The organism is Streptomyces sp. NPDC093600 (assembly GCF_044764755.1).
Taxonomy (GTDB): Bacteria; Actinomycetota; Actinomycetes; order Streptomycetales; family Streptomycetaceae; genus Streptomyces.
The window spans coordinates 1-26,009 of sequence record NZ_JBIWIU010000020.1; the positions used below are offsets into that span (position 1 = coordinate 1).

Below are 26,009 nucleotides of genomic sequence, written 5' to 3' on the forward strand. Positions count from 1 at the left end.
ATCCACACCGAACCCGGAAGGCCCTCACCCATTCAAGATCCCTCAGCCGAGACCTGCATCACCCGTCCACAACCTCCCGGGACAGAACACCTAGCGCCCGAGGCGCGGCCTCCAGTTTCAGCACCGGGGCCTCGTTGCCGTGACTGTGGTCGCCACCAGACGCCCCCGCTTCGATCCACCGGTCGACGCGGCCGTCGCTGTAGGTCTGCAGGGTCCTGAACACCACCTCTTCTGCGTCGGGCAGCTGCCGGACGACGACCGAGTGCTCGGCGTCCTCACCGGCCTTCACCGCGCCGGCCCTTTGATGGTGTAGCCGTCGTGGTGCCCGCGAACTTCCAGCCCTTGGGCCCTCGCCGTACGTGACGTCGGTAGCGTGACCCCTTCGGGCAGGATTACCCGCAGTTCGGTGATGCCGGCCGCGGTGGACTCGGATGCCGCGTTGAAGTTCAACTCCGCGTTCTGCACGAGTGCCTGCGCGCTGTCGGAGGCGACCTCGACGTGAGCCGATGCCGGTCCGGCGGCGAGCAGGACGGCGGTGGCAGCGATGGACAGGCGCGGCCCGGTACGCGGCAGGGTGATGCGTGACATGGGTGTCTCCCAGCAGGAGCAAATGGCGGGACAGCTCGTCAGCGCAGGAGATGCGCCCCGGTGGTGCTGTCCTGGCCGATGGATGACCGCGTCGATTGATGCCGTGGTGCAGAGCGCGACGTCGACGGCCCTGGCCCGGCGGACCATGACCAGCAGGACGGGCAGGTCGTACGTCGCGTGCAGGTACCTGACGTAGCCCAGCTCTTCCCGCAGTGAGCCGAAGGTGAGCGGATCGGGTGAGGCGACGTGGAGGCGGATTCGGACGACATCGCGTGCCGGGAAAGGCGGAGGAAAAAGATTCCTTCGCACCCGGCAACCCTTCATGGGGCGGCGGCCACTGACAGGGCGTAACCCTGTTCCTCCCCCTGTAAGGAAGCCCCGTGGCTGCTCGCTCCCACCGCCGGTCCCTCCGCTCCCGTCGTGCCGCCGTCGTCTGCGCGGCCGTCGTGGCCGCAGGCGTCGGCGCTGGTGTTGTCGTGGTGAACGCCAACGCCGGGACCGTCGACCTGTACCACCAGACGCTCGCCGCGAAGGACGGCTGGGCGTCCTCCGGTACGGGGACCACCGGTGGCACGAAGGCCGATGCCGCCCACACCTTCACCGTGTCCACCCGCGCGCAGCTCGTGAAGGCGCTGGGCTCGGTCTCCGACACCACGCCCCGCATCATCAAGATCAACGGCGTGATCGACGCGAACACCGATGACAGCGGCAAGAAGCTGACCTGCGCCGACTACGCCTCCGGTACCGGCTACTCGCTGTCGGCCTACCTCAAGGCCTACGACCCGGCCACCTACGGCCGCTCCAAGCTGCCCTCCGGCACCCAGGAGACGGCACGCGCCGCCGCCCAGGCCAAGCAGGGCAAGAACATTGTCTTCAAGGTCCCCGCCAACACGACGATCGTGGGCGTCCCCGGCACGAACGCGGGCCTCACCGGGGCCATGCTCCAGATTCAGAACGTGGACAACGTCATCGTCCGCAACCTGACCTTCGCCGCCACTGAGGACTGCTTCCCGCAGTGGGACCCGACCGACGGCGACGACGGCAACTGGAACTCCAACTACGACTCGGTCTCCCTGCGTGGCGCGACCCACGTCTGGGCGGACCACAACACGTTCACCGACGCGCCGCACTTCGACACCGCCAACCCGAAGTACTTCAGCCGCGAGTACCAGATCCACGACGGCGCCCTCGACATCACCAAGGGATCCGACCTGGTGACCGTCTCGCGCAACCAGTTCACCGATCACGACAAGACGATGCTGATCGGCAGCAGCGACACCGACAGCGTCGGCAAGCTGCGCGTGTCCATCCACCACAACGTGTGGAAGGGCATCATGCAGCGCGCCCCGCTGGCCCGCATCGGCCAGATCCACATCTACAACAACTACTACGACGTCACGCCCCTCAACGGGTACACGCCGCAGTACAGCATCAACTCCCGTGCCAAGGCCCAGCTCGTCGCGGAGAACAACTACTGGAAGCTGCCGTCCGGCGCGAAGGCCGCCAAGCTCCTCAGCGGTGACGGCACCGGCTCGGTCAAGGGCTCCGGCAACCTCGTCAACGGCACGGTGACCGACCTCGTCGCCGCCTACAACGCCGCCTCGTCCAAGGACCTGAAGACCACGGTCAACTGGACCCCGACCCTCACGGCGGGCCTGGAGGCCTCGGCGAGCAACCTGCCGACGTCGCTGGCGACGACGACGGGAGCGGGCGTGCTCAAGTAGCACCCGAGACACGCGAGGGCCGGGAGAGCACGAGCCCCTCGGCCCTCGCGTACCCATACCGTGCGGTCGGGGTCGGTTCGCGTTCGCACTCGTAGTGATTCTTCGCGTGAGCGAGCAAGAGGGCCGAACTCCCTATGGGCAAAGCACCGATGCCGACCGGGTGGATCGCGAGCTCTTGGCGAGGAACTCGAGTCGGAGGTCACGGCGTGCCCTGTGGGGGCGCGTACAACGAGGTTTGACCGAAGAACCCGCATCGGCCGGGGCGGCTGCGCTGTACCCATGCCTTGGTACGCGCCGAAAGCCGGAGCCAGGGGCTCCGGCTTCAGGCACGTCAGCAACCGCCAACTGTCAGGCGCTGTCGTTCTGAAGGAGACGCAGCCGTGTTCGGACCCCTTCCTGCCCGTCAGTGCCCCTCCGGATGTGGTCGGCCCGGTCCATCTGCGACCACCCGGAGCCCTGCTCCGCGTTCACCTGTTCACGAACGTCCCTCAGCCCGAAGCACGCGAAGAGCTTCTCCTCATCGGCCACGGACAGTACCGGACGCCCCTGAAGCTCCACCTTTGCTGCGGCCTCTATGGTGCTCCTGGCGAACGGGATCTGAATGCGGTCGCCGACATGAACGGCGTCCCCCAAAGGCACGAAGACGTCACCCGGCCCCGACGAGTCGCTGTGCACCTGCGCCCACTCCGCCCTGCCAGTGGTGTCGTCCAGCAGGACATGGACCACATCCCCGACCTTCACCCCGTCCGCGGCGTAGACCGGCTGCCGAGCCAGATCCGTGAGCTGCTCCTGTGAAATCACCGTTGCTCCTCAACTGCCCTGCCGCGACCTGTCCCAGCCTTCCTTGCCCGGGCCCGAGCCTGCAAACGTGCTGGGGGACGCCTCGCGGGCCCGCCAGTGCAAGTGTGGCGGCACATGCCGCGGGGAGACGGCGCCGGCGAGAAGACATCTCGTCCATCCTGATTGTCAAGGAGCAGGGAGAAAGCGACCAACCGAACCACCAGATCAACGTCTCGCCCCGGCATCTTCCAGGGACCGAGACACCGAATCAGGTGACGGAAAATGCACCTTGCGCTACGACGAAAGGACACGCCCCGACCGGGAGGCCGGGTGGTGAAGCTGTCCGACGCCGAGCCGCCGTGTGGGCCGACCGAGACAGTCACGCTTTGCGTCCAGTCCGATACGACCCGTTGCGCGTCCTGGCCTCGGGGCGCTGAAGGCGGCGAGCGGGATGTCCCAGTCGGCGATCTCGCGGATCTGGCGGGAGTTCGGCCTGGCCCCGCGCGGGTCGCAGGCGTTCAAGCAGTCCACGGATCCGCTGTGCATCAACAAGGTCCGACCCGTGGCCGGCCTCTATCTCGACCCGCTCAGGTTACTAGCGTCCGTCCGGTCGATCAGGTTTCGTGATGAGGGCATGGCTTTCTCGCTGTGCCGCTGTGAGTGTGTGAAATGTGGCCCGTTCTGCTGTCGTCGCCTTGGCTGTTCTGGGAGTCAGCCCGATCGCCTCGGCGGGGGCGGGTTTCCAGCACCAGCCGGGCCGAGTCCGTGATGAGCATCCACCAGCTCCAGGCGGTGGGCGCAACCGCCTCATGCTCGCTCTCGAACGCCACGCCGGTACCGGCAGCTAGGTTCTGTCTCTCCGATCACGCTGGTTGCCCTGGGACTCAGCCACCGCGGTGGGGTCCTGCAGGGCATCGCCTCCAGGACCCCGGGGATCAGCGCCGATCGTGGCCCGGACTCGTGATCGTGAACGTGACTACGTTCTCCTCGGTGGCCCACCGGTGGAAGCCGGCCTTGTCCAATACTCGGACCGAGGATGTGTTCGACAGTTCCACGTTGGCTGACACGGTGTGGACATCAGGCGCGGTGAGGGCGAACTCGGCCAGAGCCTGGGTGGCCTCGGGGGCATAACCCCGGCCGCGGCGGGAGGCCACGATGCCGTATCCGATCTCAAGGACGCCTTCGATGGGCGGCCAGAACAGGCCGATGGAGCCCACCACCAGGCCGCTGTCGCGCTCGATGATCAGACGGTGGCCGTATGCGCCGAGCCAGTCGGGGTACTGGTCGAAGAGGCCCGCGACCACGCGATCGCCGTCGGCGGGAAAGTCGTCCGCCCAGTGCGGGGACCGGGTGTCGTCGAGGACTGCGGTGGCCTCGCTCATGGTCCAGGGCCGAAGGACGAGCCGCTTGGTGACCACGTCGGCGTGGGCGGATGAAGAAGGGGAAGACATGTGTCTCTCCTGGTCGTAGGAGCGACCGGGCCGCGCTTTGTTAGCGCGCGGGCCGGATGAGGGCATACTGATGAGGGCCGACGGCGGCCATATTCATCAACCTCCCCATCCCGAGATCGCGCGTCTGTCGCGCTGGCGTGACGGTAGTAGCTCCTCCTCAGCCAGGGCAACTCATTTCCGGGCCGCTGACGGGGGCTTTTGCTCGCTGAAGGTCGTATCCCTTCGAGGGACGGTTCGTTGTTCTGGCCATGCTCAGCAGGGGGGCTCACCGATGACGAGTGGGCGGTGCTGGAGCCGCTGTTGCCCAGGAGTAATGACCGGTGTGGCCGGTGGCGAGATCACCGCCAGGTGATCAACGGGATCATTCACCGGCTCAGCACCGGCTGCCGGTGGCGCGAGTTGCCCGAACGTTTCGGCCCGTGGCAGACCCTCCACAAGCGGCACATGCTGTGGTCGGCCGACGGCACTGGGGAGAGGCTGCTCCAGTACGTCCAGGCCGTCGCCGACGCGGCGGGGGCATCGACTGGAACATCAACATCGACTCCACCTCGATCCGCGCCCACCAGCACGCCGCCGGGGCCCCGAAGGTGGAGCCTCGAACACCGCCTGGTTCCTTAAAGGGGGCCGCACAAAGATCAGTTCACGTGCGGGCGCACGTCCGCCTGGGCCGGTTCCACGCTGAGCGGGATGGTCAGACCGGCGCCCTCCGGTGAGGCGTGGTCGCCGATCCACAGGTTCAGGTGCTTGGGCACGGTCAGGCCGTTGAAATGTCGCACGGGTACGCCTTTCCCGCGGCGACTTCGCGGGCTCCGGGTCCGCACAGCGGAGACTGGCCAACGCCGCCGGCCTGGTGGGTGACCGGTCGCGCGCGGCCGCGGCGCGGGAGGCCGCCGCCGAGGCGTTCACCGAGGCGGGACGGCGCGACGAGGCGGCGGCGGAACATCTCGCCCTTGCCGAGCAGTGGAAGTCCGCCGGGTATCTCACCAAGGCGCTCGACCAGGCGATCTCCGCGGCCGAGGACGCCGAGGCGGCGTGCCGTACCGGCCTGAGAGCCCACGCCCTGGCCCTGCAGGGCGCGTGTCCGCCACGTGCTGGCCAAGCTCGGCTGCGCCTCCCGGACCGCGGCGGCCCGGCGAGCCCTGGAGCTCGGGCTGGCCGACGCCACCGCGGAAGTACGGCGATAGCAGGCCAGGAATACGGCAGCACCACGCATGCTCTCCCTCTCCCCGCTGCCTAGCGTGGGATGCGGGCAAGCCGGTACGGGGCCGGCGCGGAACGGGGCCGGGGCGGGGAGAGGAGGCAGCAGTCATGGAGAAGCTGGCCATCGTCGTCAGGGACGACGCCTACGACAAGATGCTCACCCCACTGACCTTCGCTTGGCTCTGTGCCGAGAAGGGCGTTCAGGTCGACATGCTCTTCGTGCTGTGGGCCGTCCGCGTCCTCACCAAGGAGGGAGCGGCCTCGCTGGAGATGGAGGGCCGGCACGCGGCGGAAGCGGACACGGAAGCGCTGAGGGCGACGATGATAGACAACGGGGAGCCCACCGAGATCATCGACTACCTCACGTACCTCAAGGGCACCGGGAAGGTGAACCTTTACGGGTGCCGGGCCGCCGCCACCACCTTCGGGGTCGACGACTCGAACCTGATTCCGGAGGCCGAAGGCATCGTGGACGCCACCTGGTTCCTGGAGGAGAAGGCGACCAAGGCGGACCACTGCCAGTACTTCTGACCACGCTGGTACGGCCCCGGCCCGGGGAGGGCCGGGGCCCACGGCCCGCAGGCGGAGCCCAGGACTCTTCACCCGGCACTGGCCTTGTGCCAGCCATGATGCATGGGGGTGAGTCACAGGGGCAGGGTGGGGGCATGACGGCGATGCTCGGTGCTTTTGTTCTTGGTACTCCCGATCCACCTGCTCTGGCGGATTTCTACCGCGCCCTGCTGGGCTGGCAGGAAGTCGAGCGGGAGCCTGAGTGGGTCCGACTGCGGGCCCCGGAACAGGAGCGCCCCAGCCTGAGTTTCCAGTTGGAAGCCGACCACACGCCCCCGGTCTGGCCCCAACGCCCAGGTGCTCAGCAGATGCAAGCGCATGTGGACCTGCAGGTCGACGACTTGGACGCGGAGACAGAGCGAGCTTGCGCCCTGGGTGCGTCGCTGGAGGAGTATCAGCCTCAGAAGGGCGTACGGGTTTTGCGCGACCCTCACGGCCATCTGTTCTGCCTTTTCCTCCCAGGAGCTTGAATCCCCCCGGCACCAGGGCGGCATCTCCGAGTCTTCACAGTGATGGTCCCCTGGTCCCTTGCCGTTTACGACGAGCGCATCCCGATCGCGGAGCTGCTCGTGCGCAGGAGCAGGATTTCTCATCGGCTGAGGGTCTAGCCTGGGGTTATCGGTGGGGCGGCGTTCAGGGGGTCGTCGCACGGCGGGGTGCGGGGTTGCGTACCGGGCGCGGGCGCGGCGTACGGCAGAAGGGCCCGGATCCTGGGGATCTGGGCCCTTCTTTTCAGTAGCGGGGACAGGATTTGAACCTGCGACCTCTGGGTTATGAGCCCAGCGAGCTACCGAGCTGCTCCACCCCGCGTCGGTGAACACCACCCTACGCCACCGCCGAGCCGGATCCTGACCAAACTTGTTTGCCCAGTGCCTGCTGCCGTGGATGGGGTGGTCGCTGTTGCCCGGGTGTCCCAGTCCGGGGTGTCGAATGGAGGATCCGATCGCGTGCCGGCCTGCGGCGGCAGGGAGGATTGTTCTGTGGCCGGTCGTGTTATTTGCCGCCGAGTGGGGGAGCTCTCTTTCTGCGGCGTCTTGCCCATCGCTGAATCGAGGAGGGCGCCCGCGTGCGTGTGGCCGCCTTACCGATCGGCGCCCTGGCGGAACTCGACAGCTGTCATGCCTTATAAGCCAACGCTTTTGCTGCGGGCGGGCCCGAAGTGTGGGTCGGGTCGATCAACAGTCTGACCGGTGCGGGGGAGGAGGCCCTGGTGGCCGCCGGGAGGGTGGACGGCCCGGTCAAAGCCTACGAGCCGTATCCGGGCGTGCCCGAACGGCGCGGTTTCGAGGAGATCGAGGTGGTGTGGGTGCTCGACTACTCGCAGCCCTCGGTGGAGACAGCGGCGTGGCAGCTGCTGTGGCGGCTCAACCAGCATGTGCGGTTCGTCAATGACGTGACCGGGATCCTGATGCCGGGCAGCAAGACCAACCTGTCCGTGGTGGTGCCGCCCGAGCACCTGCCGCGACGCACCCTGATCTCCAACTCCTTCGACGAACTCTGGACGGCATACCAACAGGATCCCGATGCCACGTGGCTGGTCGAACCTCCGGACGCGGACGCCGGCGCCGACGTCTACCTGCTTGCAGGAGTACGTACCGCACGCTGAGGAGAAGCGCGTCATCCTCGCCGCCGGCAGGCCCGTGGCCCAACAGGCCCACCTCCTCGCAACCGACGAGCACCGGGGCGACACGGCCCACCGCGCCCACTGCTCCGACACCTTCCTGAGCGCCGACGAACGGCGACTTTGTGAGCACATCGGGAAGCAACTGCTGCGCCACGGCACCCGGTTCGCCGACATCGATCTCGCCTGCCCGTACGTCTTCGAGTTCAACGTGGTCAACCCCGGCGGCCTCGACGAACGCCTCGTGTTCGGCCTTCCCGACCGCAGCCCTGAGATCATCGAAGACGTGCTTCACTCATGCGGAAGCCCCCGGTGAACAGCCCCCCGCGACCGCGGGCGACGAGCCGGCCAGTGTCCTCGCAGACGCACAACGGATCCTGCCCGAACTCGTCGCGGTGCGCCGCACCCTGCACCGCGCCCCCGAGCAAAGCAACCACCTTCCCCGCACCAGCAAACCGTTCTGGACGCCCTCGAAGGGCTCGACCGGAGTGTGATCTGCGGCAACGGTCTCAGCTCGGTCGTCGCCGTCCTGGACAGCGGCCGACCGGGACGCACGATCCTTCTCGAAAACCGATCTCAATCCCAATCGGAATGCACTGCCTGAATTATGAAGCCGCAGGTCAACGGCTTGTTAACGGGGGTGATTTCCGACTTCATTGCAGCCTTTGCGTCTTCCGCCGATATGCGCTTCACTTCGCGGGCGAAAGGCCAGCCGATTTCGAGGCGAGGGGGAACCATGGGGAGTAAGCCGCACGATCACGGCTCACACGGTCATGACCACGGCGTGACCGCTGACACGGACAAGCGCTGGCTCTCGATCGCGCTCGCGCTGATCGTCGGCTTCATGTCGGTCGAAGTGGTCATCGGTTTCGTAGCCCAGTCGCTGGCGCTGATCTCCGATGCCGCCCACATGCTCACCGACGCCGTGGCCATCGCCCTGGCGCTCATCGCCATGCGGATAGCCAAGCGGCCGGCCAAGGGCGGATACACCTACGGCCTCAAGCGTGCGGAGATCCTCTCCGCGCAAGCCAACGGTCTCTCACTGATCCTGCTGGGCGCCTGGCTGACCTATGAGGCAGCCGAACGGCTCATCGACCCGCCCGAGGTCAATGGCGGTCTCATGCTGATCACTGCACTGGCCGGAGTCGCGGTGAACGTGGCCGCCACGTGGTGCATTTCCCGCGCCAACCGCTCCTCGCTCAACGTGGAAGGCGCCTACCAGCACATTCTCAACGACCTCTTCGCCTTCATCGGGACCGCGGTCGCTGCCCTGATCGTCGTCACCACGGGATTCGCCCGCGCCGACGGCATCGCCACGCTGATCGTCGTCGCGCTCATGTTCAAGGCCGGCTACGGCCTCCTGCGCGACTCGGGGCGCGTCTTCCTCGAGGCTGCCCCCGCCCACGTCGACCCCGACCGGCTCGGCGACGAACTGGTGGCTCACTCCTCGGTCACCGAGGTGCACGATCTCCACATCTGGCAGATCACTTCCCAGGAGGCGGCCCTGTCCGCCCACGTCCTTGTGGAGCCGGGCGGCGACTGCCATGCAGTGCGCCGCAGCCTGGAGGACCTCGTCCGCCGCGACTACGGCATCACGCACACGACCCTCCAGGTCGACCATCAGCCGGAGCGAGTTCTTCAACTGACCGCCCACGGCGGCGGTGTCGCAAGGCCGGCCCCGCACTGCGAAGGCCCGCACGGCCCCATCCATCGGGACGCACCGCACGACCACTGAGTGGCTCCGGCCCCCTGGCGGGCCGAAGCCGGAAACCAACTATCCATGCTTTCCTGAATTCAGGTTCCTGTGTATCGTTTTGGCTGTGCTGAATCTCGCGACCGACATCGAGGTGCTGGCACGGTTCGGCCGTGCCCTCGCCGACCCGATCCGCTGCCGTCTGCTGCTCGCCCTGCGCGCAGCTCCCGCTTATCCCTCCGACCTCGCCGACGAACTCGGGATCTCTCGCACACGTCTGTCGAACCACCTGGCGTGCCTGCGCGACTGCGGGCTGGTCGTGACCGTACCCGAGGGCCGCCGGACCCGGTACGAGCTCGCCGACCCCCGGCTGGGGCACGCGTTGGACGACCTGCGTCAGGCCGTGCTGGCTGTCGCCGCGGACAGCAGTTGCCCCGACAACGAGGAGAAGGGCTGCTGCTGATGGCCGCGGGCATATCCCTCGGACCGGCACCCGCGCGACGGGAGGTCCTGACCCGCCGCATACGGATGCTGGTCGCGGCGACGATCGCCTACAACGTCGTCGAAGCGATCGTCGCCCTCACCGCCGGAACGATCGCATCGTCCTCCGCTCTGGTGGGCTTCGGTCTGGACTCGATCATCGAGGTCTCCTCGGCCGCGGCAGTGGCCTGGCAGTTCTCCGCTCGCGAGCACGCACTTCGGGAAGCGCGCGAGAAGAAGGCGCTGCGGATCATCGCGGTCTCGTTCTTCGCGCTCGCTGCCTTCGTGACAGTGGACGCGATCCGCGTGCTGACGGGCAGCGGGGAGGCGCAGCCGTCGATCCCAGGCATCGTTCTGGCGGCCCTGTCGCTGGCCGTCATGCCGTTCCTGTCGGCCGCCCAGCGCAAGGCCGGTCGCGAGCTGGGTTCGGCATCGGCGGTCGCGGACTCCAAGCAGACGCTGCTGTGCACCTATCTGTCGGCCGTGCTGCTGTTGGGCCTGGTCGCCAATGCCACGCTCGGCTGGTCATGGGCGGATCCGGTAGCGGCGCTCGTCATAGCGGCGATCGCGGTCAAGGAAGGCCGGGAGGCATGGCGTGGCGACGGCTGCTGCGCGCCGGCCGGTCTGAGCACGCTGAACGCCGACGCGAAGCCTGCGGCCGGGGACGACGCCTGCGGCTGCGCCCCAGGATGTGCCTGCTGCAACTGACCTGAACAACATTGCCGCTCGCGGCAGCCGGGCCCTGGTGCCCAGAACACTTCAAGAGGGGGAACTGTGCATCGGCCCCCTGAGCGGCACGGCAACAGCTCAGGGGGCTTTCGAGTGCGCCCGAGCGCACTCCGATCACCACGGATCGGGCCGAGTTCCGAATCCGGCCGGGTCCCGACGCCCCGGCACTTCATCGACTCTTCGTTTGCGCCCTGCTGAGGAGCATCCATGGCAATGCCCGGCACCACCGCAACTGATCCATCATCGCCCGGAAACAGCGGGCTCGCACGTAATCGCTGGCTGGCTCTGGCCGCGCCCGTCTTCGGCTTGATGATCGTCGGCCTGGACGCGACGATCCTGACGGTCGCGCTGCCGACGCTGGCCACGGAGCTCGAGGCGACGACCACTGAGCTGCAGTGGTTCACCGACGGCTACACCCTTCCCTTCGCCGGTCTGCTCTTGCCGCTCGGAGTGCTCGGCGACCGCATCGGACGCCGACTCGTCCTCGTCGGTGGCCTGTTGCTGTTCGGCATCGGCTCTCTGATGGTCCTGGGCGTCGACAGCCCCGACGGCCTGATCGTCGCTCGCATCGTCATGGGTGCCGGAGCTGCGGCGATCACCCCGCTGGCGTTGTCGATCGTGCCGCTGATGTTTCCCCAGGAGGAGCGGTCCAAGGCCATGGCGATCGCCACCGCCGGGTTCGCCCTCGGGCTCCCGCTCGGCCCGCTGGCCGGCGGCTGGCTGTTGAACAACTTCTGGTGGGGCTCGATCTTCCTGATCAACATTCCCGTCGTCATCGTGGCCGTCATCGGCATGCTGCTGTTCGTGCCGGAGACCCGTGACCCGAACGCCAAGCGACTCGACTTCATCGGCGCCGCCCTGTCGCTGCTGGGCGTTTCGGCGTTCGTCTACGGCGTCATCGAGGTCCCGAACGCCGGCTGGGACGACCCCGTCGTCCTGCTGACCATGATCGGCGGCCTCGTCCTGCTGGGCCTGCTGCTGGTGTGGCTGCGCAAAGCATCCAGCCCGCTGGTGGACCTGCGCTTTTTCCGTAACGCCCGCTACACCTGGTCCAGCGTCGCGATCTCCGCGGTGATGTTCATCCTGTTCGGAGTGCTGTTCGTGGTGCCCCAGTTCCTGCAGCAGGTACAGGGCAAGGACGCCATGGACACCGGCCTTCACCTGCTGCCGATGATCGGTGCGCTGGTCATCGCGGCCGCGGTCGGCGGCCGCCTGGTCGGCAAGATCGGCACGAAGGTCATCGTCGCCACCGGAATGGTGCTGTGGGTCGCGGGGCTCGGGCTGCTCTCCACCGTGGACCCCGACACCGACTTCACCGTGACCGGCGCGGCACTGGCCATCATGGGCCTGGCGCTGGGCTTCACCATGCCCACCACGCTGGACGCAATCCTCAGCTCCCTTCCCGCCGACCAGGTCGGTGCGGGGTCCGCGCTGGCCAACAGCATGCGCCAGATCGGCGCGTCGGTGGGAGTCGCCGTCCTCGGCAGCTCACTGAACTCCTCCTACCGCGACAATGTCGAGGACGACATCCCCTCCGCTCTGCCGGAACAGGCGCAGGAGGCGATCCGGGACAACGTGGCCGGAGCCATCCAGGTCGCGGAGAAGCTCCCCGCCGCACAGGCAGGCGGCATCGCGGACTCGGCACGCGATGCCTTCGTGGCCGGCATGGCCACGGTCTCGCTGATCTGCGCGGGCCTCGCCGCGGTCACCGCGGTGGTGGTGGTCGTACTGCTCCCCGCCCGGGATAAGACCCCGCTCCTGACAGAGCCGACCGGTGTGAAGGCCGAAAGCGCGACCCCGTAAAGGCTCCAGGCCGCCCCGGCCCGTGCCGGGGCGGCCAGGCCGGGCGCGGTGCGGCTCCTTCCCCCCGTGCCGTGCCGCGCCCACCCGCTGTCGGGCCGGCCACCCCCGCCCGGCCCGGCAGCACGGCCACCTGGGCCGGCTGCCCGCGGACAGCGGCGGGAGGGGCACACCATGTCGGCGTGCCCCTCCCCGTCCCGCGCGGTCAGGTGGACCGGTGTTCCTTCTCCAGTGTCTCTTTCAGGCGCTGGAGGGTTACCTGCATGGTCTGTCGGTTGTGGGTGGCCCGGTCGTGAATACCGCTGACCTTGGGGCCGATGAAGTGCATGAACCAGCCGCGCTGGTCGATCCAGGTCTCGGTGACCGTGGTCGCCCGGCCGTGGTCGAGCGGCTCGAAGCGATAGCTCCACAGGGCGACGCGCAGCCCCGCACCGCGGGAGAGGAAGGTGAACTTCACGCCCTGCTCGGCCGCGGTGACGGTGCACTGGGTGGACCACGGCCGCTTGGCGGAGCGGTTGTGGCCGGTGAACTTCATACCGGCCCTCACCTGCCGGCGCGGGCCGTCGTCCTTGACGCTCGCGCCGGTGCATTCGGGGCTCCAGCGGCCCATGTCGGCCACGTTCGTCACCGCCGCGTACACGACGCTCGGCGGCACGGCGATCTCGATGGACTCGGAGACTCGCGACTCTGCCATCAGCATCCCTTCTCGATGAACGTTCTCGGCTCAACAAAAAAGCCCTCGTGTGGAGGGCGGTCAGTGGCACATCCAGGCACAGGCGGCGGCTAGGACGCCGGCGGCCGTGAGGGCTGCGGGAGTGACAGCGACGGCGCAGGCCACGCAGAAGACCGTGGAGGCGGTCAACGAGGTGCAACATCGGTCGTTGGTCAGCAGGTGCCGACGTCGTGCGGCCACCGGGCAGCCGAAGTCGGCCTCGGCGTCAGGGCTCTTGTCGTACGCCATACGGGCGAGCGCGGACGCGGTGGCGCGGCGGCCGCACCGGACGCTGGCGGCGCAGTCGGCCCGCATCTCGATCAGTCCGTGAAAGCGTTCGGCGAAGCGGACGGCGAAGGAGTGCTTGGGCAGCACCGCGCACCAGGCGTCGCTGAACTGGGTGAGCAGGTGGTGGCGTTGCCGAAGGTGGGCTTTCTCGTGGGCGAGGACGGAATCGACCTCTTCGCGGGTGAACTCGGCCAGGACACAGTCGGAGATGACGGCATGGCCGCCGTCGGGTCCTGGCACGCTGTAGGCGAGGGGCTGGCGGCTGGGCAGTATCACCGCCTGGAGGTCGTGCACGCTTTTGCCGAACAGCGTCAGCAGCTGCAGATGCCGCTGACGCCGCTTTCTTCCTTTGCGATGGATCCGGACGTAGGCGCTCAGGACACGACCGGCGAATCCCCAGGCGACGAGGACAGCGGTGACGTCGACGGGCAGCAGCAGGATCTGGTGCTGGGCGATCTCCTCGAAGTGGACGACCATGGCGTAGCTGGCGGTCAGCAGGCCGGTCAGCGCGGCGACGCATCCGGCGAGCCAGAGGCACAGGGCCGCGCACGGGGCGCGGTAGGGCCATTTGGTGTGGGTGACCACGGCTGACACTCCGGCCAGCAGCAGGATGGACAACAGCACAAGACACAGCGCATCCACGTAACCCCCCGTTACTTTGGTTTCACTTGTTCTCGCCTGTGTGGCCTGGCTTCCACCCCTGGAGCCAGGCTTGGTGCCGGCGCAGCGTCACGCTGTCCGGCCTGTGGCGTCGCTGGATCACGCGCGGGTGTCGCGCTCGAGCCTTTCGGCCAGGGCCGCGCGGGCCTCAGGGCTGATCCCGTCGACGAACCGGAGCATCGCCTCGTGCTCGTCGCCGGCGATCCCCAGGGCGTCGGTCATGAGCTCGGTGAACATCTCCTCCCGGGTGGCCACCGCGCTGAAGAGGTGGGCCCGGGCCTGTGCGTCCTGGGTGACCAGGCCCTTGCGCGCGAGGCGCTGCAGCGTGGTCATGACGGTTGTGTAGGCAAGCTGCCGTTCGGCCAGCGCCTCGTGCACCTCGCGCACGGTCTGCGGCTGCTCGGCCTGCCACAGGCAGTCCAGCACCGCTCGCTCAAGGTCACCCAGTCTCGCCATGGCGAGCAGCATAGGACATCGGGCGATCCTTGACTATCCAGGTAGTACTACTGCAATAGTAGGTCGCGCCGCGGTCAGGGTCGATTCGAGCCAACTACCCGACCGCAGTGTGCAGTTCTCGCTGCCCAAATCCAAGGGGGATTCATGGAACTCGCTGCCATGCTCGGCTGTCCGGACGTCGCTTTCCGCCAGCCTGAGAGCGAGTGGGAAGCCTCGGTGACCGCCGCGATGCGCGGCTCGTTCGCCGAGCACGCCGGGCACAACGCCTTCTACCGCGCCCAGTGCGAGGCCGCCGGCGTGTCGGCTGACGACATCAAGACGCTGGCCGACCTGGTGAAGATCCCGCTGCTGCCGGTGCGGATGTTCAAGCAGCCCGACGCGCACGTGCTGATGACCGCGCCGCTGACCGATGTCGAGCTGGAGATTCGCTCCACCGGCACCGGCGGCGTGCCGAGCGTCGCCCGTCGTGACGTGAAGACGGTCAGCCGCGTGATGACCGCGATCTTCGCTCAGTACCGGGAGTTCTTCCAGGTCGGCAAGGGCGCGGGCCTGTTCCTGTGCCCCTCGACGGCCGAGACGCCGGAGATGGGCATGGTCAAGGCGTTCAACGTCCTCAACGGCCTGCTGGACGACCACGCCTACATCGTGCGCGACTACGCCTTCGACCCCGAGGAGGCGCTCGGCCAGCTCGACAAGTGGGAGGAGTCGATGACGCGGCACATCATCGGCCCGCCGTTCCTCGTCGGCCGGCTCCTGCGCTACCTGGAGCTGGAGGACATCACCCTCAAGCTCGACCCCGAGTCCCTCGTGATCACTCTCGGCGGTTGGAAGCGGTACACCGGCGAGTCGATCAGCCGCGAGGAGTTCAACGCCAAGATCGAGAAGTACCTCGGCATTCCCGCCGACCGGGTCCGCGACATGTACGGCATGATCGAGTCGAACATGCTGGCCATGGAGTGCGAGCACCACCGCAAGCACGTCCCGCCGTGGTCCTACATCTCGATCCGGGACGTCGAGAACACCGACGTCGAAGTCGCTCCGGGCAAGACCGGCGTCATCGCCCTGATGGACGCTCTGTCCACCGGATACCCGGCCTTCATCCTCAGCGAGGACGTCGGCGAGGTCGACCGCACCCCCTGCCCGTGCGGCCGCACCGGTCAGACGGTCTCCTTCCGCCGCCGCCTGCAGGGCGCCGAACTCGGCTGTTGCGCGGTGAGCATCGAGAAGTTCATCGACAGCCAGGAGATCGTCGCCGAGTGCGAGGTCCCCGCCGCTGCCGCGCCGGTGGAGGGCTGACACGATGCCCCGCTACAGCCCCACCGTGGTGGACCACTTCACCAACCCACGCAACGCCGGCGAGCTCGAGACCCCCGATGTGCGGGCCTTCATCGGCAACCCGGTGTGTGGCGACCAGATCATGCTGACCGCCCGCATCAACGACGGCACGGTGGCAGAGATCCGCTTCCGCGCCCACGGGTGCGCCGCCTCGCTGGCCACCGCCAGCGTCATCACCGAAGCCGCCCTGGGGGCCACGCTCGGCGAGATCGAGGCGTGGGACGACGAGCGGGTCGAGGCCCTGCTCGGTGGCCTCGCCCCCGACCAGCGGCACGTCGCCGCGCTCGGCCGGCAGGTGGCGCACCGCCTGGTGACCAACCACCGGGAGGGGGTCGACGATGACGCACCCCTCATCTGTGCCTAGCCCGCCCCAGCCCACGGTGGGCGGCACGGGCATCTACCTCGACCACGCCGCCACCAGTCCCGTCTGCCGTGAAGCGGTCGACGCGGTCCTGGCCGGGATGAGCATCACTGGCAACCCCTCCAGTCGGCACGACGCCGGCGACGAGGCCAAAGAGGCCCTGGAGTCCTCCCGGGCCCAGATGGCGGCCCTGCTGGACTGCGCGGCGGACGACGTCGTGTTCACCGGCGGCGGCTCCGAGGCAGACGCGCTCGCTGTGTGCGGCACCGTCCTGTCCGCCGCTTCCGGCGGCCGGACGGTCCACGTGATCACCACCGCCATCGAGCACTCCGCGGTCCTCGAATCGTGCGCCATGGCCCACGAACTGGGCGCTGAGATCACGATCCTCAGGCCGGACGGCCGGGGCTGGATCGACCCCGAGGACGTACGTCGCGCTCTGCGGCCGAACACGGCGCTCGTGTCGGTCATGCACGCCAACAACGAGACCGGCGTCATCCAGCCCGTCGCCGACATCGCCGCCATCGCCCGCGAAGCCGGCGCGCTGATGCACACCGACGCCGTGCAGACCGCGGGCAAGATCTCCCTCACCGGACTCGGCGCGGACCTGGTGTCCGTCTCGGCGCACAAGTTCTACGGCCCCAAAGGCGTCGGCGCGCTGAAGGTCGCCCCAGGGGTGAAACTGTCACCGCTGATCCGCGGCGGCAGCCAGGAGCGCGGCCTGCGCGCGGGAACCGAGAACGTCCCCGGCGTACTCGGCATGGCCGCGGCCGCCACAGCGGCCCTGCGCCACCTGGACGATCCTGCCTACCAGGCGTACCGGCACACGGTCCGCGCCCACCTCCTGAAGGGGCTCGAGGAAGCGGGCGACATCGCGGTCAACGGCGACGGCGCGCCGTGCCTGCCGGAGACGCTGAACGTGTCCTTCACCGGAGTGCGGGGCGACACACTCGTCGACGTCCTCGCGGTGCACGGCATCTGCGTCTCGGCCGGTTCCGCCTGCCACGCCGGCAGCGACGAGCCGTCCCACGTGCTGACCGCGATGGGGATCCCGACCCAGCGGGCCCGCTCCGCGGTCCGGTTCAGCCCCGGCCGTACCACCACCGTGGACGCCGTCACCGCGGCCGCGGCGCGAACCGTCGACGTGGTCGGCAAGCTGCGGGCGCTCGGCCCGGCCGACGCGCCACAGCCGACCCACGCCTGACACCCGGGGCGGCCCGGGCCGGGGTCCCAGCACGACACACAGCGGTAAACGACGGGGGCGCAGAGCAGTGAGCAATGACGTGAGCGAGCAGTGGGAGATGGCCCCGCCGCACACCGAACGCGAAGCGGCGTTCGTGGCGGTGCCCGATCCCGCGGCGGCGGCATCGGTGGGGCTCGACGCACCGGTGCGCAACCTGCAGATGCTGGAACTGCAGATCACCGGAGGCGCGACCGAGATCTACCTCGCCCACCGGCCACCAGCTGGTACGGGCGTCAGCTTCGACGCCCTGCCGGGCAAGCGGGACGGAGACCCCACGCAGGTCTCCAACCGGCGCCTGCTGAAGGAGATCATCACGCACGCCCACGCGGCCGGCATGAGAGTCCACTTGTGCGCGGACGCCCCCGCCGTCACCACCGGCGACAAGGACACGTTCCTGGACCATGTCGCCCAGGGCATCGATGCGGGCGCCGACACCGTCGTCGTCGGCGCCCTGGCCGCCGCCCGCTGGATCGCCGACGAGTATCCGGGCGTTCCGCTCGTCGCCGGCTCCCACCTCGGGGTGACCACCGTCGCCTACGCGAAGCGGCTGCAAGAGGTCTACGGAGTCGGGCGGATCGTCGTCCCGCACGCCACCACGCTGGATGAGATCGCGGCGTTCTGCGCGGTCGACGGCCTGGAGGTCGAAGTCCCCGTGCAGACCGGGTCCGGCGGGAACTGCCACGCCTGCCGACTGCCCGACCAGCCCGGCTCCGGCCTCGGCTGCCGCGCCGGCTACCAGGGCAGCCCGGCACCCGAGGAAGCGGTGAGGGACCTGGGCGGATTCCTCGACGGGGCGTCGGACTGCGCCCTGTGCGACGTGCCCTCCCTGGTGGCTCTCGGAGTGACGGCGCTGCAGATTCCCGGCCGGGAGAGCCCCATCGTCCGGCAGAACGCCAAGATCACCCAGATGTACCGGCGTGCGCTGAACGGTGTCGCCAAGGGCTGGAGCACCAAGCAGACGATCGCCGACATCGACCGCGTCGAGCTGATGTGGCAGATGGGCTGGGTTCCCCGGATGTGCGAGCAGCGACGCTGCCGCTTCCGCGACACCCCCCGCCGCCGCGCCCACGTCTGACAGGAAAGGGGGAGAAGCAATGACCGTGGAAGTCCGCCTGACCACCCCGGGCCGGCTCGACGAGGTGCTCGGACTGCCGGTTGACGCGGTGAGCATCGGGCAGGAAGGCTGCGCGGCCAAGCTGCCCGACGAGTACGCGTTGCGCCAGGCGATGGACAGGATCCGGCGGGCGGGGCTGCGAGCCGGTGTCGTCCTGCCGGCCGCCTGGCAGCGCACCGGTACGCGCCTCGTCGGCCTGGCACGGGACCTGGCGGGGCACGGGCCGCTCACCATGACCGTCAACGACCTCGGTACCGCCGCCGCTCTCGACGCCGCCGGCTGCGAACTGGCCGCGGGGCTCGCCCTGATGCCCGGACGGCCCCACGACGCCGCTCAGGCGCCACGCGCCCCGCTCGAGGAGCCGGTGTTCGAAGAGGCCTACCTGCACGAACTGGCCGCCTTCGGCATCACGGCCCTGGAGAGTGAGGCCGCCGCCCGCGTCCCCGAGAAGAGCAGTCTGACGGTGCGGCGCCTGCTCGACGTCACCCCGCTCGCCTGGGCCCGTTCATGTCCCACCGCCCGCCATCACCAGCTCGCGCAGCCAGACTGCGCGAGCACCTGCGACAGGCCCACCGACATGGTGGCCACCCACCGCTGGCAGCTCGGACACGGGCACCGCGAACCCATCCCCGTCGCCGAGCGGTCCGCCCAGGTGCCGTTGACCGTGTACGGGAACGCCGTCTACGCCGGCACACCCACGACCGCACCGCCCGCCGGTGGCGTCATCATCGACGCCCGCTTCTACACGCCGGAACAGCTGGCCACCCGTGTGACCTCGCTGCGGCGCCCGGTGTCCGCGGCCTTCTAGGAGCTTTCATGGTTGACCTCGCACTGAGCAGTGACCAGCAGGACATCGTCGACCAGGCCCGGGCAGTCGCCCGCCGCTGCCTGGCACCCCGCGCCGGCGAGTACGACCGCGACGCCGGCTTCCCGACGCAGAACTTCGCAGACCTCCACGACGCCGAACTCCTCGGCCTACTGGTGCCCACCCGGTACGGCGGCATCGGCGCCGACCTCACCTCGTGGGGGCTGGCCGTCGCCGAGCTCGCCGAAGCATGCGGATCGACCGCGCTGATCTTCGCCATGCACTCGGGCGCCGCCCGCCTCCTGGCCGCCGACGCCGCGACAAACCCGGTCGCCGAACGCGTCCTGAAGGAGGTCACCTCCGAGGGAAAGCTTCTCAGCTGGGGATTCTCCGAACCCGGCACCGGCGGCAACATCCTCAACCCCCAACTGCGCGCCACCCCCGACGGGGACACGGTGCACCTGGCCGGCACGAAGGCGTTCTGCACCGGCGCCGGCCACGCCGACTACTACCTCATCAACGCTCACAGCGGCGAAGCCGAGTTCCGCCGCAGCCAGACCATGGCGGTCATCCCCGCCGGTCACGACGGCCTCACCGTCAAGCAGACCTGGGACGCGATGGGCATGCGCGCCAACAGCGCCAACACCCTGCTGCTCGACTGCCGTATCCCCGCCGCGAACTGCGTCGGCGGCCCCGGCGGCGGCATGACCCGCCTCACCCACGCCCTGCCGGCCCTCATCCTCGGACTGGCCTCCGCCTCCCTCGGCATCGCCCGAGCCGCCCAAGGCTTCGCCAACGACCACGTCATGCGCCGCAGACTCGCACCTACGGGACAGCCGTTGGCCGCATTCCAGGGTGTACGCCTCCACGTCGCGGACATGGCCACCACCGTCCACAGCGCCCGCCTGTCCCTGCTGCACGGCGCGTGGACGGCCGAGAACGACCCCCTCGAAGCACTCCCGGCGCTGAACATGACCAAGTACATCTGCAACAAGGCCGCCATCGCCGTCGCCGACACCGCCATGCAGGTCACCGGCGGCCACGGCTTCCTGCGCGCCAACCCGCTCGAGCGGCACTACCGCGACGCCCGCGCCGGTGCCGTCATGGGCGCCAACCTCGACGCCCTGCGCGACATGATCGGCAAAGCCACGCTCGGCCTCGACCCGCGCAGCGACACCATCACCGCACCCACAGGAGAGACCCGGCCGTGACCACCACACCCGCCGCCACACCCACCGACGACGAGCTGCTCACCGCGCTGCGCGAGGCCCTCACCGACATCCTCGACCCGGCCGACCTCGCCCACGTCGACCTCGACCGACTCGACCGCACGACGCCGCTGCTCAGCCTGCCGCTCGACTCCATCACCCTGGTCGCCGCGATGAGCCGCATCGAGAACACCTTCCGGGTCTTCATCCCCGAACAGAAGGCGTTCGCCTTCACCCACATCGGCGACCTCGCCGACCACGTCCGCGAGCGAGTGGCCGCCAAAGCCGCCCGCGCCGACAAGTGAAGGACCAGCCCATGGCCATCACCACCGTCGACGAACCCGCCCTGCTCGACTACCAGGCCCTCGGTGACCACACCGCGGACATCACCTTCCTCGACTCCCGCGGCACCACCGCGTCCCTCACCTACCGTCAGCTCGCCGAACAGGCCCGGAGAGTCGCGGGGGCGCTCCTGGCCCGCGGCCTGAGGCGGGGAGACCGCGTTCTGCTCCCCCTCGGCACCAGCCCCGACCACCTGGCCGCCCTGTGGGGCTGCCTGCTGACCGGCCTGGTCCCGTGCACGATCGTCGTCCCGCCCAACCCGGGCGACGACACCGCGACCGGCACCCGCCAGTTCCGGGCCGTCGTCACCGTCACCCAACCCGCCGCCGTCATCACCGCCGACAGCGCCACCGCTGCCGCCCTCGCCACCGACGACGGCCCGCAGTTCCTGACCGTGGCCGACCTCCAGCACCCGCCGGCGACCGACGAACTGCTCACCCCACCGCGTCCGGACGACCCGCACCACATCCAGCTCACGTCCGGATCCACCAGAGCCCCCAAAGCCGCGGTCCTCACCCACGCCCAGGTCAACGCCAATGTCCGCGCCATCCACCGCGCCCTGGACTTCACGCCCGAGCGGGACCGGGCGTGCCATTGGCTGCCACTCCACCACGACATGGGCTTCATCCTGACCCTGTCCACCCTCACCCGCGGCGTGCCGCTGGACCTCATGCCGTCCATCAGCTTCCTGCGCGACCCGCTGTCCTGGCTGCGGCACATCTCCCAGCGCGGCGCCACCATCACCACCGCGCCGCCCTTCGGCTACCGCACCGCCACCGAACGCTTCCGCCGCACCCCCGACCCGGACCTCGACCTGTCCACGCTGCGACAGGCGTACGTCGGCGCCGAGCCGATCCCGCTCAAGGTCCTCACCGACTTCCGGGACACCTTCGCCAGGCAGAACCTCCGCGAAGACGTGATCATCCCCTGCTACGGCATGGCCGAGACCGTCCTGGCCGCCACCATGTCCCTCGACCGGCGCCCGCCGGGCGACCTGTCATGGGGCCGCGTGAAAGCCCTGCGCCTCGACCGCGAAGCCCTGCACCACCACAACAAGGTCGGCGACGCGACCGGGGACCGGCCCTCCCTCACGGTCATCGCCTGCGGCCGACCGCTCGGCGGACTCACCGTCCACGTCCGCACCGCCGACGGCACCCCCTGTGGCGACAACGAGATCGGCGAGATCCACCTCCAGGGCGATTCCGTCATGGCCGGCTACCTGGCCGCCGGCGGCGCCCCGACCATGGTCACCGACCGCACGCACGCCACCGGCGACCTCGGCTTCACCCGCGACGGCGACCTCTACATCGTCGGCCGCGTCAAGGAACTCCTCATCGTCAACGGACGCAACCTGCCGCCGTACGACGTCGAAGAGGCCATCGAAACCCACCCCGACATCGACGCCGGCAACAGCGCCGTCTTCTCCTGCACCGACGACAGCGGGGAACACGTCATCGCCGTCATCGAGACCCGCCTGCGCGCCGACGAGCACCCCCGCATCGAACGCGAAGCCGCAACGTTGGTCCGCCAGTCGTTCGGGTTCAACCTGCATGAGGTGATCGTGCTGCGCCGCGGCGGAATCCCCCGTACCACCAGCGGCAAGCGTCAGCGCGGACGTCTGCGCGAGGACTATTTGACGGGGAGGTTGGCCTGAATGCCGCACAGCACCGTGCCCCGCCCAGGCTCCGCCGCCCCCGATATACACGCCCAGGAGCGACAGCAGCAGTTCCGCCGTGTCATGGGCGAACTGGCCGGCGGGGTCACGGTGCTGACCACGATGTCCCCGAGCGGCCCGGTCGGCATGACGACCAGCGCCGTCACCTCACTGTCGCTCGACCCGCTGCTCGTCCTGGCCTGCCTGGCCAACCGCTCCGGCACTCTCGCCCTCATCCGCGAGCACGGAGCTTTCGCGGTGAACATCCTCGCCGTGACCATGGACCACACCTCGCAGGTCTTCGCCGAGAAGCCCCTGATGGAGCGGTTCGCCGGCGTTCCGCACCACTACCAGGACACCGTGCCGATCCTCGACGAAGCCGTCGCCGCCGTGACCTGCCGCGTCCACGCCGCCCACCTTGGCGGGGACCACACCATCCTCATCGGCACCGTCACCACCACTACCACTCACGGCGGCGGCGAACCGCTGGTGCGCCACCGCGGCACTTACCGCCGCCTGGCCTGACAGAGCGGCGCCACTGCCGCCGTCGCCTCTCTCCGACCGGTCGATCACCGCCACACCGCCCATCAGGCGAGAGGAAAGCGGATGACAGCCTGGACACAGCACCACCTCCTGCCCCAAATCGCCCTCCCGCCGACCGGATACCGTCCGGCCGCCGACCACATCGATGTGTGGACCCTGCACGCAGACCCGGACACCGCCGGCCGCGCCCAGCGCCTCGGAACCCTGCTCGACGCCACCGAGCGCCGGCGCGCGAACAGCTTCCCCAGCACCGACCGACGCGACACCTACGTCCTCGCGCACCTGGCCCTGAGACTCATCCTCGCCAGCTGCCTGGGCACCGCACCACGAGCCGTCACCATCGGGCGCGCCCTCTGCCCCTCCTGCCACAAGCCCCACGGCAGACCAACGCTTCCGCAGAGCAACCTGCACTTCTCCCTGTCCCACACCCGCACCACCGTCATGCTCGCCCTCGCCCGCACGAGCGTGGGTATCGACCTGGAGGCCGTCGACCGCGTCGACGCCGCACTGCTGCGCCGTCTCCACCCGAACGAGCAGGAAGCGATCCACCGACTGCCCCCGGCGCACCGCCCCCGCGCGCTGCTCGACTGCTGGGTCCGCAAAGAGGCGTACCTCAAGGGGTACGGAGCCGGCCTCGGCGCAGGCCACCTTCAGATCGTGGACATCGGACCGGGACCCGAGTTCGCCGGCGACAGCGCCGACACCCCCGCCGGGTGGCTTGTGACACCACTCGCCGCACCTCCCGGGTACGCGGCCGCCGCGGCACTGCGGTCCGGTACGGCAGCCTGCCGGCATCCGACCATCGCCCATCACGGATGCGACCTGTGCAGCCATCCGGCTCACGCGGCTGATGCCGGGGCCGCGCTGTGGGCATGAGGCGGCTCGCTCGGTGCGGTGCCGGCCCCTGCCGCTTCGTGAATCCCGGGAGCGCCGCAAACCCCATGTCCGTACTCGACATCCAAGGGCGACCATGACGACCGACGTACCGGAATTCCTCAAGGTCTATACCCCGAGCAGGGGCATGAAGCGGATCATGCCGTTCTCACGGACGCCGGCCACCGGTCGTTACGGTGAGGCGTGGCACCTCGCGGCTCAGCGCTTTCCGAACCAGCGGATCGTCCTGTCGCGGCCCGCGGACATCGCGCCCGACGCAGGCACTCTCTTCAGCTACCGACAGTGGGCCGCACTGGTCGATGACGTGGCCGCTCGCCTCTACGCGGCCGGAGTGCGGCCGTGGGACCGCGTCGCGGTGATGAAGGCGAACCACCCCGACGTCCAGGTCATCGGGTCGGCCGCGGCCCGCATCGGCGCCATCCCCTTCCAGCTGGCCTGGAACCACGGCAACCAGGTGGCCACCACGCTGCTGCAGCGGATGGAGCAGCCTTTCCTGGTCACCGACCCGGGTCGGCTGGAGATCGCCGAGCTGGACGCGGAAGCCCTGGCGAAGCTGACCCGCAAGACCATCGTCATCGGCGCCGGTGACGCGCTGCCCGACGGTGCCCTCTCCTTCGAGAGTCTGGCCGGCAGCCCCGCCGCGCCCGTCGAGCTGCGCAAGTTCGACGAGCCGATGGTCGCCACCCACACGTCGGGCACCACGGGCATCCCGAAGCTGGCCCTGCACAGCGCCGAGACGCTGCACTCCATCGCGCATGTCCAGACCGAGCGCTGGGGCGGGATGGGTTTCCGGCACAGCGACACCTTCGCCTTCTTCGACCCCTTCTTCCACCAGCACACCCTCACCGCGCTGTTCGCCATCGCCACGGTCGGGCCGAAGTACCTCGCGGTCTCGGACGTGCCCGACGACCGCATCGCGGATCTGATCGCCGAGCACCGTCCGACGATCGTCGACATGCTCCCGAACATGTACTTGCGCCAAGAGCACCTTCTCGACGACCCGCGCAGGCTGTTCAAGCAGGTCCGCTTCTACATCAGCTCCTTCGACGCCGTGCACACCCGCTCGATCCGCAAGTTCCTCGACGCCTCGGACGTGCGGCTGCCGGTCTGGGTGCAGTCGTGGAGCCAGACGGAGAACGGCGGTCTCGTGCTACGGCCGTACTTCAAGTCGGTGGTGCGCGAAGTCGGTCGGTTCCCGCCGCCCACCCAGTACATGGGCTGGCCGCTGCCCACGGTCGCCAAGATCCGTATCACCGACCCGGCCACCGGAAGACAGCTTCCGAAGGGCGAGGTGGGCCTGGTCGAGATCGACCAGCCCGGCCGTTGCCTGGCCTACGTCGGTGAGCAGGACCGGCACGACAACAAGGTCAGCGGCTGGTGGTGGAACACCGGTGACCTCGGCATCAAGACGCGCAGCGGCATGATCCGGCTGGTCGACCGGGAGATCGACCGGATCGAGGGCACGAGCGGCATCGCCATCGAGGACGTGCTGCTGGACCGGCTGCCCGAAGCGAACGAGGTGATCGTGCTGGCCCGCCTGCAGAGCAAGCCCAGCGTCGTCTACTCCACCTACTCCGGCAAGGAGATCGACCCGCAGCGGTGGCGCGCTGCTCTGACCGGTCTGCCCGACCTCGACAGCCCGATCCACCTGAGCTGGAGCGACATCCCGCGCACGGCCACCTGGAAGGTCAAGCGAGTGGCGCTGCGTCAGCACCTGTTCAACGAGGCGCCTGTCGGCAAGGGCAACTGGAGCTGACCTCC

General features: G+C 69.0%; 28 protein-coding genes, 1 tRNA gene and 1 pseudogene. 21 read left to right on the forward strand and 9 right to left on the reverse strand.

All coding sequences use genetic code 11. The annotated features are described in order from the left end of the window. Positions 1-58: 58 nt before the first annotated feature. Together ACIRB4_RS30610 and ACIRB4_RS30615 are read right to left on the reverse strand one after the other, a co-directional pair. Positions 59-289 carry a DUF1775 domain-containing protein gene (locus ACIRB4_RS30610; protein WP_403295753.1) on the reverse strand — a complete coding sequence of 77 codons (231 nt, stop codon included), beginning with the start codon at positions 287-289 and terminating at the stop codon, positions 59-61. Beyond that, complete coding sequence (locus ACIRB4_RS30615) at positions 286-588, reverse strand: hypothetical protein (RefSeq protein ID WP_403295755.1); 303 nt, start codon at positions 586-588, stop codon at positions 286-288. The genes ACIRB4_RS30610 and ACIRB4_RS30615 overlap by 4 nt, the downstream gene beginning before the upstream one ends. Positions 589-968: 380 nt before the next feature. Here ACIRB4_RS30615 and ACIRB4_RS30620 point away from each other — a divergent pair, with 380 nt between their 5' ends. Beyond that, positions 969-2,312, forward strand: a complete 1,344-nt coding sequence (locus tag ACIRB4_RS30620; protein WP_403295756.1) for a polysaccharide lyase family 1 protein — start codon at positions 969-971, stop codon at positions 2,310-2,312. Between the two features lie 348 nt (positions 2,313-2,660). On the opposite strand, the gene ACIRB4_RS30625 is transcribed toward ACIRB4_RS30620, so the two are convergent. Further along, positions 2,661-3,113, reverse strand: coding sequence for a PRC-barrel domain-containing protein (locus tag ACIRB4_RS30625; protein WP_403295758.1), 453 nt, complete (start codon positions 3,111-3,113; stop codon positions 2,661-2,663). 914 nt (positions 3,114-4,027) lie between these two features. Continuing rightward, positions 4,028-4,543 carry a GNAT family N-acetyltransferase gene (locus ACIRB4_RS30630; RefSeq protein ID WP_403295760.1) on the reverse strand — a complete coding sequence of 172 codons (516 nt, stop codon included), beginning with the start codon at positions 4,541-4,543 and terminating at the stop codon, positions 4,028-4,030. Between the two features lie 237 nt (positions 4,544-4,780). Between ACIRB4_RS30630 and ACIRB4_RS30635 the strand changes: the two are divergent. Continuing rightward, positions 4,781-5,148 (forward strand): annotated as a pseudogene (locus tag ACIRB4_RS30635) (IS5 family transposase); the annotation flags it as partial. Between the two features lie 30 nt (positions 5,149-5,178). Here ACIRB4_RS30635 and ACIRB4_RS30640 read toward each other — a convergent pair. Continuing rightward, positions 5,179-5,319, reverse strand: coding sequence for a hypothetical protein (locus ACIRB4_RS30640; protein WP_403295831.1), 141 nt, complete (start codon positions 5,317-5,319; stop codon positions 5,179-5,181). A gap of 532 nt (positions 5,320-5,851) precedes the next feature. On the opposite strand from ACIRB4_RS30640, the gene ACIRB4_RS30645 reads away from it, so the two are divergent. Beyond that, a complete protein-coding gene (locus tag ACIRB4_RS30645; protein WP_403295761.1) occupies positions 5,852-6,274 on the forward strand; it encodes a DsrE/DsrF/DrsH-like family protein in 423 nt (140 codons plus the stop codon). 134 nt (positions 6,275-6,408) lie between these two features. Continuing rightward, positions 6,409-6,783 carry a VOC family protein gene (locus ACIRB4_RS30650; protein ID WP_403295763.1) on the forward strand — a complete coding sequence of 125 codons (375 nt, stop codon included), beginning with the start codon at positions 6,409-6,411 and terminating at the stop codon, positions 6,781-6,783. A 266-nt stretch (positions 6,784-7,049) separates the two neighbouring features. On the opposite strand, the gene ACIRB4_RS30655 is transcribed toward ACIRB4_RS30650, so the two are convergent. After that, positions 7,050-7,123, reverse strand: a tRNA-Met gene (locus ACIRB4_RS30655). A gap of 400 nt (positions 7,124-7,523) precedes the next feature. Between ACIRB4_RS30655 and ACIRB4_RS30660 the strand changes: the two genes are divergently transcribed. The 6 genes from ACIRB4_RS30660 to ACIRB4_RS30685 all read left to right on the forward strand — a co-directional run bounded on the left by ACIRB4_RS30660 (position 7,524) and on the right by ACIRB4_RS30685 (position 12,639). Beyond that, positions 7,524-7,919 (forward strand): hypothetical protein, encoded by a 396-nt coding sequence (locus ACIRB4_RS30660; RefSeq protein ID WP_403295765.1) that lies wholly within the window; start codon positions 7,524-7,526, stop codon positions 7,917-7,919. After that, positions 7,894-8,250: a hypothetical protein gene (locus ACIRB4_RS30665; protein ID WP_403295766.1), complete on the forward strand. Its 357-nt coding sequence runs from the start codon at positions 7,894-7,896 to the stop codon at positions 8,248-8,250. The genes ACIRB4_RS30660 and ACIRB4_RS30665 overlap by 26 nt, the downstream gene beginning before the upstream one ends. A 420-nt stretch (positions 8,251-8,670) precedes the next feature. After that, positions 8,671-9,669, forward strand: a complete 999-nt coding sequence (locus ACIRB4_RS30670) for a cation diffusion facilitator family transporter (RefSeq protein ID WP_403295827.1) — start codon at positions 8,671-8,673, stop codon at positions 9,667-9,669. A gap of 85 nt (positions 9,670-9,754) precedes the next feature. Beyond that, complete coding sequence (locus ACIRB4_RS30675) at positions 9,755-10,090, forward strand: ArsR/SmtB family transcription factor (RefSeq protein WP_403295768.1); 336 nt, start codon at positions 9,755-9,757, stop codon at positions 10,088-10,090. Further along, entirely contained in the window at positions 10,090-10,815 is a 726-nt protein-coding gene (locus tag ACIRB4_RS30680) for a cation transporter (protein WP_403295769.1), read from the forward strand. Before ACIRB4_RS30675 ends, ACIRB4_RS30680 begins: the two co-directional genes overlap by 1 nt. Positions 10,816-11,043: 228 nt before the next feature. Next, positions 11,044-12,639: a DHA2 family efflux MFS transporter permease subunit gene (locus ACIRB4_RS30685; RefSeq protein WP_403295771.1), complete on the forward strand. Its 1,596-nt coding sequence runs from the start codon at positions 11,044-11,046 to the stop codon at positions 12,637-12,639. Positions 12,640-12,841: 202 nt separating this feature from the next. Here ACIRB4_RS30685 and ACIRB4_RS30690 read toward each other — a convergent pair whose 3' ends face one another. From ACIRB4_RS30690 to ACIRB4_RS30700, 3 genes are all read right to left on the reverse strand, one after another. After that, a complete protein-coding gene (locus ACIRB4_RS30690) occupies positions 12,842-13,330 on the reverse strand; it encodes an SRPBCC family protein (protein WP_403295773.1) in 489 nt (162 codons plus the stop codon). A gap of 60 nt (positions 13,331-13,390) precedes the next feature. Continuing rightward, complete coding sequence (locus tag ACIRB4_RS30695) at positions 13,391-14,260, reverse strand: M56 family metallopeptidase (protein WP_403295775.1); 870 nt, start codon at positions 14,258-14,260, stop codon at positions 13,391-13,393. A 135-nt stretch (positions 14,261-14,395) separates the two neighbouring features. Continuing rightward, positions 14,396-14,752 (reverse strand): BlaI/MecI/CopY family transcriptional regulator, encoded by a 357-nt coding sequence (locus tag ACIRB4_RS30700; protein WP_403295776.1) that lies wholly within the window; start codon positions 14,750-14,752, stop codon positions 14,396-14,398. A gap of 144 nt (positions 14,753-14,896) precedes the next feature. Here ACIRB4_RS30700 and ACIRB4_RS30705 point away from each other — a divergent pair, with 144 nt between their 5' ends. The 11 genes from ACIRB4_RS30705 (at position 14,897) to ACIRB4_RS30755 (ending at position 26,004) form a co-directional block, all read left to right on the forward strand. Beyond that, positions 14,897-16,048: a hypothetical protein gene (locus ACIRB4_RS30705; RefSeq protein WP_403295778.1), complete on the forward strand. Its 1,152-nt coding sequence runs from the start codon at positions 14,897-14,899 to the stop codon at positions 16,046-16,048. A 4-nt stretch (positions 16,049-16,052) separates the two neighbouring features. Continuing rightward, on the forward strand, positions 16,053-16,451 hold the full coding sequence (locus ACIRB4_RS30710) for an iron-sulfur cluster assembly scaffold protein (RefSeq protein ID WP_403295780.1): 399 nt from the start codon (positions 16,053-16,055) through the stop codon (positions 16,449-16,451). Continuing rightward, positions 16,444-17,649: a cysteine desulfurase family protein gene (locus tag ACIRB4_RS30715; protein ID WP_403295782.1), complete on the forward strand. Its 1,206-nt coding sequence runs from the start codon at positions 16,444-16,446 to the stop codon at positions 17,647-17,649. Before ACIRB4_RS30710 ends, ACIRB4_RS30715 begins: the two co-directional genes overlap by 8 nt. 79 nt (positions 17,650-17,728) lie before the next feature. Continuing rightward, positions 17,729-18,763 (forward strand): peptidase U32 family protein, encoded by a 1,035-nt coding sequence (locus tag ACIRB4_RS30720; protein WP_403295784.1) that lies wholly within the window; start codon positions 17,729-17,731, stop codon positions 18,761-18,763. Between the two features lie 19 nt (positions 18,764-18,782). After that, complete coding sequence (locus tag ACIRB4_RS30725) at positions 18,783-19,610, forward strand: hypothetical protein (RefSeq protein ID WP_403295785.1); 828 nt, start codon at positions 18,783-18,785, stop codon at positions 19,608-19,610. An 8-nt stretch (positions 19,611-19,618) separates the two neighbouring features. Further along, positions 19,619-20,818: an acyl-CoA dehydrogenase family protein gene (locus tag ACIRB4_RS30730; protein WP_403295786.1), complete on the forward strand. Its 1,200-nt coding sequence runs from the start codon at positions 19,619-19,621 to the stop codon at positions 20,816-20,818. Continuing rightward, a complete protein-coding gene (locus ACIRB4_RS30735; protein WP_403295788.1) occupies positions 20,815-21,120 on the forward strand; it encodes an acyl carrier protein in 306 nt (101 codons plus the stop codon). The genes ACIRB4_RS30730 and ACIRB4_RS30735 overlap by 4 nt, the downstream gene beginning before the upstream one ends. Positions 21,121-21,131: 11 nt before the next feature. Beyond that, a complete protein-coding gene (locus tag ACIRB4_RS30740; protein ID WP_403295789.1) occupies positions 21,132-22,811 on the forward strand; it encodes an AMP-binding protein in 1,680 nt (559 codons plus the stop codon). Next, entirely contained in the window at positions 22,812-23,336 is a 525-nt protein-coding gene (locus ACIRB4_RS30745) for a flavin reductase family protein (RefSeq protein WP_403295790.1), read from the forward strand. 81 nt (positions 23,337-23,417) lie between these two features. Continuing rightward, positions 23,418-24,230 carry a 4'-phosphopantetheinyl transferase family protein gene (locus ACIRB4_RS30750; RefSeq protein ID WP_403295792.1) on the forward strand — a complete coding sequence of 271 codons (813 nt, stop codon included), beginning with the start codon at positions 23,418-23,420 and terminating at the stop codon, positions 24,228-24,230. Positions 24,231-24,324: 94 nt separating this feature from the next. Then, on the forward strand, positions 24,325-26,004 hold the full coding sequence (locus ACIRB4_RS30755; protein ID WP_403295794.1) for an AMP-binding protein: 1,680 nt from the start codon (positions 24,325-24,327) through the stop codon (positions 26,002-26,004). Positions 26,005-26,009: the final 5 nt, after the last annotated feature.

Bases quoted from the DNA above. Each gene is read 5' to 3' on its own strand.
- ACIRB4_RS30615 (WP_403295755.1), bottom strand. From the start codon at position 588: ATGTCACGCATCACCCTGCCGCGTACCGGGCCGCGCCTGTCCATCGCT.
- ACIRB4_RS30630 (WP_403295760.1), bottom strand. From the start codon at position 4,543: ATGTCTTCCCCTTCTTCATCCGCCCACGCCGACGTGGTCACCAAGCGG.
- ACIRB4_RS30645 (WP_403295761.1), top strand. From the start codon at position 5,852: ATGGAGAAGCTGGCCATCGTCGTCAGGGACGACGCCTACGACAAGATG.
- ACIRB4_RS30650 (WP_403295763.1), top strand. From the start codon at position 6,409: ATGACGGCGATGCTCGGTGCTTTTGTTCTTGGTACTCCCGATCCACCT.
- ACIRB4_RS30670 (WP_403295827.1), top strand. From the start codon at position 8,671: ATGGGGAGTAAGCCGCACGATCACGGCTCACACGGTCATGACCACGGC.
- ACIRB4_RS30680 (WP_403295769.1), top strand. From the start codon at position 10,090: ATGGCCGCGGGCATATCCCTCGGACCGGCACCCGCGCGACGGGAGGTC.
- ACIRB4_RS30685 (WP_403295771.1), top strand. From the start codon at position 11,044: ATGGCAATGCCCGGCACCACCGCAACTGATCCATCATCGCCCGGAAAC.
- ACIRB4_RS30690 (WP_403295773.1), bottom strand. From the start codon at position 13,330: ATGGCAGAGTCGCGAGTCTCCGAGTCCATCGAGATCGCCGTGCCGCCG.
- ACIRB4_RS30700 (WP_403295776.1), bottom strand. From the start codon at position 14,752: ATGGCGAGACTGGGTGACCTTGAGCGAGCGGTGCTGGACTGCCTGTGG.
- ACIRB4_RS30705 (WP_403295778.1), top strand. From the start codon at position 14,897: ATGGAACTCGCTGCCATGCTCGGCTGTCCGGACGTCGCTTTCCGCCAG.
- ACIRB4_RS30710 (WP_403295780.1), top strand. From the start codon at position 16,053: ATGCCCCGCTACAGCCCCACCGTGGTGGACCACTTCACCAACCCACGC.
- ACIRB4_RS30725 (WP_403295785.1), top strand. From the start codon at position 18,783: ATGACCGTGGAAGTCCGCCTGACCACCCCGGGCCGGCTCGACGAGGTG.
- ACIRB4_RS30730 (WP_403295786.1), top strand. From the start codon at position 19,619: ATGGTTGACCTCGCACTGAGCAGTGACCAGCAGGACATCGTCGACCAG.
- ACIRB4_RS30740 (WP_403295789.1), top strand. From the start codon at position 21,132: ATGGCCATCACCACCGTCGACGAACCCGCCCTGCTCGACTACCAGGCC.
- ACIRB4_RS30745 (WP_403295790.1), top strand. From the start codon at position 22,812: ATGCCGCACAGCACCGTGCCCCGCCCAGGCTCCGCCGCCCCCGATATA.
- ACIRB4_RS30750 (WP_403295792.1), top strand. From the start codon at position 23,418: ATGACAGCCTGGACACAGCACCACCTCCTGCCCCAAATCGCCCTCCCG.
- ACIRB4_RS30755 (WP_403295794.1), top strand. From the start codon at position 24,325: ATGACGACCGACGTACCGGAATTCCTCAAGGTCTATACCCCGAGCAGG.